The sequence below is a fragment of the Gordonia sp. (in: high G+C Gram-positive bacteria) genome, from assembly GCF_020438995.1.
Taxonomy (GTDB): Bacteria; Actinomycetota; Actinomycetes; order Mycobacteriales; family Mycobacteriaceae; genus Gordonia.
In genome coordinates this window covers 1-5,988 of sequence record NZ_JAGQTN010000279.1, presented here as the reverse complement: position 1 = coordinate 5,988, position 5,988 = coordinate 1, and the positions used below count along the sequence as shown (strand labels likewise).

General features: G+C 62.3%; 6 protein-coding genes and 1 pseudogene. 3 read left to right on the top strand and 4 right to left on the bottom strand.

The features are described from left to right. The 3 genes from KDB67_RS19945 to KDB67_RS19935 form a co-directional block, all read right to left on the bottom strand. Positions 1-752, bottom strand: a 752-nt coding sequence (locus KDB67_RS19945; protein WP_291019720.1) for an amidohydrolase family protein, incomplete at its 3' end; no start/stop codon positions are given. Between the two features lie 129 nt (positions 753-881). Continuing rightward, positions 882-1,763: a Sir2 family NAD-dependent protein deacetylase gene (locus KDB67_RS19940; RefSeq protein WP_291019717.1), complete on the bottom strand. Its 882-nt coding sequence runs from the start codon at positions 1,761-1,763 to the stop codon at positions 882-884. A 16-nt stretch (positions 1,764-1,779) separates the two neighbouring features. Continuing rightward, the gene (locus KDB67_RS19935) at positions 1,780-1,974 is read right to left on the bottom strand and encodes a hypothetical protein (RefSeq protein ID WP_291019714.1); all 195 of its coding nucleotides are present in this window, start codon (positions 1,972-1,974) and stop codon (positions 1,780-1,782) included. 180 nt (positions 1,975-2,154) lie between these two features. Here KDB67_RS19935 and KDB67_RS19930 point away from each other — a divergent pair, with 180 nt between their 5' ends. The 3 genes and pseudogenes from KDB67_RS19930 to KDB67_RS22430 all read left to right on the top strand — a co-directional run bounded on the left by KDB67_RS19930 (position 2,155) and on the right by KDB67_RS22430 (position 4,255). Then, a complete protein-coding gene (locus KDB67_RS19930; RefSeq protein ID WP_291019712.1) occupies positions 2,155-2,409 on the top strand; it encodes a type II toxin-antitoxin system prevent-host-death family antitoxin in 255 nt (84 codons plus the stop codon). Between the two features lie 220 nt (positions 2,410-2,629). After that, a pseudogene (locus KDB67_RS19925) lies at positions 2,630-3,890 on the top strand (IS256 family transposase). Between the two features lie 65 nt (positions 3,891-3,955). Continuing rightward, positions 3,956-4,255: a PIN domain-containing protein gene (locus KDB67_RS22430; protein ID WP_366852631.1), complete on the top strand. Its 300-nt coding sequence runs from the start codon at positions 3,956-3,958 to the stop codon at positions 4,253-4,255. Between the two features lie 226 nt (positions 4,256-4,481). Here KDB67_RS22430 and KDB67_RS19915 read toward each other — a convergent pair whose 3' ends face one another. Next, positions 4,482-5,861: a hypothetical protein gene (locus KDB67_RS19915; protein ID WP_291019707.1), complete on the bottom strand. Its 1,380-nt coding sequence runs from the start codon at positions 5,859-5,861 to the stop codon at positions 4,482-4,484. Between the last annotated feature and the right edge of the window lie 127 nt (positions 5,862-5,988).

Sequence of the window (5,988 nt, the reverse complement as noted above, 5' to 3'; positions counted from 1 at the left end):
TACCAGTCGAACTTGTTCTGCTGGATGTCGAGTTGTTCGGCGGTTTCCACGAAATGGGCCTGGTTAGTGACTCCGTACCGGGTCATCATCTCGTGCTCGCGTTCGGCGGTGACCGCCGCTGACGACCACTGCACCGCCCCGTACACCGACCCACCGAGGGTCAATCGTGGGTCGACGGTGTCCAGGTGTGCCATCGCCACCCCGAACGCGTCGAACGCATCTGCCTCGGGCAGCTGTTCGTCGTCGAGGCGGACGCTGGTGACGAACCGGATCCCGGCATCGGCCATGCCGTCGATCTGCCGGGTGATGAACTCGGGGGAGTGCACCCGCTCGGCGCGCAGGGTGGAGGTTTCGTAGTCGAACACCGACACCACCCGCGATTGGGCGAAGTTGTACACCGAGGTGATGCCGTTGGAGATGTGATCGAGCGCCCCGGACAGCGTGAGCCAGTACAGGGTGTCGGCCTCGGCGCCGACCATCATTCGCCCCATCGTCGACACCCAGTCGTACAGGGGGCTGCAGGCCGCGGTGCCGCGCATCCCGCCGGTGAAGATGTGGCTGTGCGCCGAGACGAATCCAGGCCCCACCAAGGCACCGCCGAGGTCCCGGTAGTTCGCCGCACCGGTGGGCGCCGTACCTGAACCGATCCCGGTGATGATGCCTTTCTCGTCGACCGACAGCCAGCCCTCGAACCAGTCGCGGACACCGTCGACGGGCACGATCAGTGCGTTATGAAAAACCGTGTCACTCATCCGGACAGCTACCTCCTGTATGCGGCGACCGGCACTGGCGTCGTCTATCCCGCACGGGTGCGGGATCACGCTCGCCAACGCTAGGGAGTCCGGGTTTCGGCCCGGTTACTCCTGGTGGTTCGCCATGTTTCACACGGATTCGGCGAGGGCCGAGAGAACCCGCGAACAGTAGTGGTCGATCTTGAGGTCGGCGATCGAGTCGGCCCGGGTGACACCACGATTGACGATTACGACGGGCTTGCCGATGCGGTGCGCGTGGCGAACGAACCGCAGACCACTGGTCACCGTCAGCGACGAACCCGCCACCAGCAGCACATCGCCCTCATCGACCAGCGAAAATGCTTGATCAACAATCTCTTTGGCGGCGTTCTCCCCGAAGTAGACGATGTCGGGTTTGAGAATGCCACCACACCTGCGGCAGTCGGCAACAACGAAGTCGCGGGTGTCGGTGAGCGTGGTGTCGGCATCCGGCGCCACCTCGATCGCCCCACGCCCCGCAACCCTGTCGGCGAAACCGGGATTGAGCGCCTCAAGCCGGCCGGCCAGTTCTTGCCGCGACGACAACGCGCCACATTCGAGACAGCGGACTCGGCCATAACACCCATGCAGTTCGACGACGCGCCGAGTGCCGGCCTTCAGATGCAACATGTCGACGTTCTGCGTGATCACCCCGGTCAACCGCCCCTGCCCCTGCAACCGTGTCAGTGCAAGATGACCGTCATTGGGCCTGGCCGAATCCATGTGCCGCCACCCCAGATGGTTCCGCGCCCAATAGTGCCGCCGAAACTCATCCGACGACAGAAACATCTGCAACGTCATCGGCGTCCGCGTCGGTGCGCCAGGACTCCGATAGTCGGGAATACCCGAATCAGTCGACAACCCCGCACCGGTCAGCGCCGTGATCCGTCCGCCGCGCACCATCTCCCGCAACCGCCCGACCCGCACGTCGACGTCCTCGTCGAGCGGAGTCGGTTCGACCGGAATCCGGCCCAGCTGCAAGCGCGTACGCACCCCGCCAGGATAGTTGTCAGTGACGCGAGTTCATGGCGGCGTCGTCGGCGAATCCACGCAGCGCCTCGACCAGGCTGATTGCCTGGGCGCCCACACCGGCCTCAAGAATCGCGCATGCCTCGGCCTCGATCGATCGGCCGTTTACCGCCGCCTGCTCACGGAGTTTCTGATGAACTTCGGGCTTGAGATTGCGGATAGTCAGAATGGTCATGGGCGCCCTCCCACGTATGTTTCCTTCGGAAACGGTACGCCAGGCGATGACCTCGCCCGCGTAGGGGAGACCGGCCGCTTCGCCCGGGCAGGACCTGTGCCACGGGGTCCGCGTTGCTCAGCGAGCTGGGCTGTGGACAAATCCGACAAGCGGGATGCTACGCGCGCTACAATTTGTAGGATGTCATCGACCGTCAGTCATCGTGACCTGCGTAATCGCAGCGGAGAGGTTCTGCATGCCGTTGAAAGCGGCGAGACGTACACCGTCACCAATCGCGGCAAACCGGTGGCTCGCTTGGTGCCGATCGCGGACGCGGGTCCCGATCTGCCGCTGCACCGTCCGGCGGCGGTTCACGGTGGGTTCTCCGGGTTGCGTCGGCATACGATTGCGACAGCAAGCGCTGAGACGATCAACGACCTTCGGGGAGATCGTTGAGCCGCTACTATCTCGACACCTCGGCAGCAGCCAAGTTGCTGGTAGAAAGAGGACGAGAGTGCCGCACTGGCGGCGTGGGCCGGGTAGTGCCCCATAGAGTGGTGTAGAACCTGGTGACCGGGCCTGATGCCAGTGGCGTGTCGCTGCTGGAGGTGGGTGCGGTCACCGCGTGATCTTTCGAGTCAACCTTCCAAAGAATCCTCGAATGGAGATCAACACGATGACCGCACCTCACATTGTCGACCCTTCTGGTGTCCTGAGCCAAGCGCTGACCGATGCATCGCCGGACTTGATGCGTGATCTGCTGCAAACGATGATCAACGCTCTGCTCTCGGCTGAGGCTGACGCGGTGTGCGGGGCTGAATGGGGCCGGCGCAGTACCGAGCGCAGCAACCAGCGCAACGGGTATCGGCACCGTCCCCTCGATACCAGGGTCGGCACGATCGATGTGGCCGTCCCGAAACTGCGGTCCGGTTCGTACTTCCCCGAATGGCTCCTCGAACGACGCAAACGCGCCGAATCAGCGTTGATCACCGTGGTCGCCGACTGCTACCTGGCCGGGGTCTCAACCCGCCGGATGGACAAACTCGTCAAGACCCTGGGCATCGACTCACTGTCAAAGTCCCAGGTCTCGCGGATGGCCGCAGAACTCGACGAGCAGGTCGCCGCGTTCCGGCACCGTCGCCTCGATACCGCCGGGCCGTTCACGTTCGTTGCCGCCGACGCGCTGACGATGAAAGTTCGGGAGAACAAGCAAGTGGTCAGCGCGGTTGCGATGATCGCTACCGGCGTCAACGCTGACGGGCACCGCGAGGTCCTGGGCCTGCACGTGGCCACCAGCGAAACCGGGGCGGCATGGAACACCTTCTTCGCCGACCTGGTCGCCCGCGGCCTGGCCGGCGTGCGATTGGTGACCTCCGATGCCCACAAAGGTCTGGTCGAGGCAATCGCGGCGAACCTGCCCGGTGCTGGCTGGCAGCGCTGCCGCACCCACTACGCGGCGAACCTGATGGATGTGTGCCCCAAGAGCATGTGGCCGGCAGTGAAAGCGATGTTGCACTCGGTCTACGACCAGCCCGACGCCAAATCTGTTGCTGCACAGTTTGATCGTCTCATCGAGTACACCGAAGAGCGGCTACCGCCGGTGGCTGAACACCTCGGCGGCGCACGCACAGACGTCCTGGCCTTTAACCGCGTTCCCCAAGGACGTATGGGTCCAGATCTGGTCGAACAACCCCGCTGAACGGCTCAACCGCGAGATCCGGCGCCGCACCGACTCCGTCGGGATCTTCCCCAACCGCGAAGCCATCATCCGGCTGGTCGGCGCCGTGCTGGCCGAACAAACCGATGAATGGGCCGAAGGCCGACGCTACCTCGGCCTGGACGTCCTGGCCCGCGCCCGCGCCGCCACCGATCCCGACACCACCCCACAAACGGAGGTACCCACCGAACCCGTACCGCTAGCCGAAATCACCGCCTAGAAATCTCAACAAGAAGGAATCACCGAGCTACACCACTCCCTGGGACTTGACCGTGGGCCGATAAGATCGGCGGTGACCTCGTCGCGACGCATCTCCTGGAGACCGAGCTGCGACGGTTTGCGGGGCGGCATGAACTCCCGCAGGCCGACGTGTCTGCGATCCTCGCGCGAGTCGACATTCACGACCTTCCGCCGAGTCTGTACCGCGCGGCTGGCCTACTCCCCGGGCAGTCTCTGCGATCCCTCGACGCTCTGCACCTGGCGGCATCGATACGTCTCGACGTCGATGCGTTGGTCACCTATGACATTCGCCTCGCCGGGGCAGCCGAAGAGATCGGTCTTCCCGTGATCCGTCCCGGCGTTTGAGGTGCGCCAGGCAAGGAACCCTTCAACCAGGTACGAATCGCCACGTCCGAGGCCGAGCGACTCCAGTATCCGATCGACCACCGGTTCGACAATGGCACTGAGCGCCATTGTGAGACCGGGTTGGGTCGGGATCAAATGTGGTGGATGGCCTGTGGATCGGACCGAGATCGCGGTCGGGCTGCGGTGCGGCTGTGGCCGGAGCCCTCAATAGTCGACGCCATCACGCTCATTTATCGCGACGCGACGGATCGACAATATTGCGGATGGCTTCCAGGCTTTTCTTGCTCGGGTCTTTGACTTTGGACCGCTCAGACAGGGTGAAGTACGAAGAGTGCGGATATTGGAAGATCATGTTCCACATCCAATTCGACCCTCCGCAGGGCTCATTCTTGACCATGTCACCGAAACTATTCCACTTCTTAGAGCCCGGCGACGTGGGGTACGGCAATGGTCCACCGACAATGTCGTGGCTGATCCACACGTTGGTCCAGTGGGTGAATGCGAACAGCGTGCGATGATATAGTCGACGCGTACTGTTGGAGCTTCGTCGCAGGTACAGACCTAACTCCTCCCTGTCCTCGCCTTCGTAATCGTTACCCGGGAACGGCGGTTCCGGAGGATTCGACGACAGCAGTTCACCGGCAGCGAATCGCTTCTCGAGGTCCTCTGGCGACCTAGCGAGCGTAACTTCAGCATGAGCCAGTGGGCATGCCAAGGTGATCAGATCCGACACGATCCATCGCTTCGCTTCTTCAGGGCGTGGCGCTGGCGCCCCATCCTGAACCTTGGGCTCGTAGAAAGCACTTTCGAGTTCCTTTAACAGCTCACGTTGCTGAGTGCTATTGAATCTTCGACTAGGGACGGGAATATCGTTGTGACGTGCACGCCAGGCGGAGTGCACCGCATCGTAGGCAATCACACTACCTAAACTATGGCCGACGACGATGATGCGCGAGTACCGAAATCGCTTCTGCGCGTCTTGGGAAACGTCGGCGACAGTCAGATCGTGCAACTCCTCGATCAGTTTTCGGGCTTGGGCTCGGATGCTGTCATTCTCACGAATAACGGCTGGGCTGGTCGAGAAGTATCGAGCGACGTCGCCAAGTGACATTGCGAGGAATTTTCCGCCCCATATAGTCGCCACAACGGGCACCACAACGAACGGCGCACCGAGCAGCACAACCAGGATATAGAGTACCGCGCGCAAGCACTTGTCTTCGATGCACGCAATCCCGATTCCGGCGGCCACGAAGGTCAGTACGACGGTCGGAATGACGGTCGGAATGAAGACCACCAAGCAGCGCAACATTGCTTGAAGCCCACAGTATCCCGACCATGCGAGAATCAAAAGGGCCACGGCCATGACGACCGGGCAGACGAGAATCGATACCCACCACGACGGTTTCCCGACGATCGCAAAGACTACGTATATGATCGCAAGAGCTAGAACGACCAACTGCGCAATCAGGGTGGCGACGGGCAGCTTGTCATCTTCGCCTCGAAGCCTCACGGTCGTGACGCTGCTGCGTCTTCGACGCAGCATTCCCACAATCCACGCCAGGACTTCCACCAACCGGGTGTCGCGGTAGTGCGGCGCCCAGTACACGGCAGTGTCAAGCCGTGGAAGCAACATTGGCCTTGAGTAGCGCCTCAAATTTCTCTCGTGGGGTGTAGAAACCGAGCACCGCACGGGGACGTTCGTTCAACTCGCGGGCGATGGCATCGAGGTAAGG

Coding starts and splice junctions, on each gene's coding strand:
- KDB67_RS19935 (WP_291019714.1), bottom strand. CDS start 1,974: ATGACCATTCTGACTATCCGCAATCTCAAGCCCGAAGTTCATCAGAAA.
- KDB67_RS19930 (WP_291019712.1), top strand. CDS start 2,155: ATGTCATCGACCGTCAGTCATCGTGACCTGCGTAATCGCAGCGGAGAG.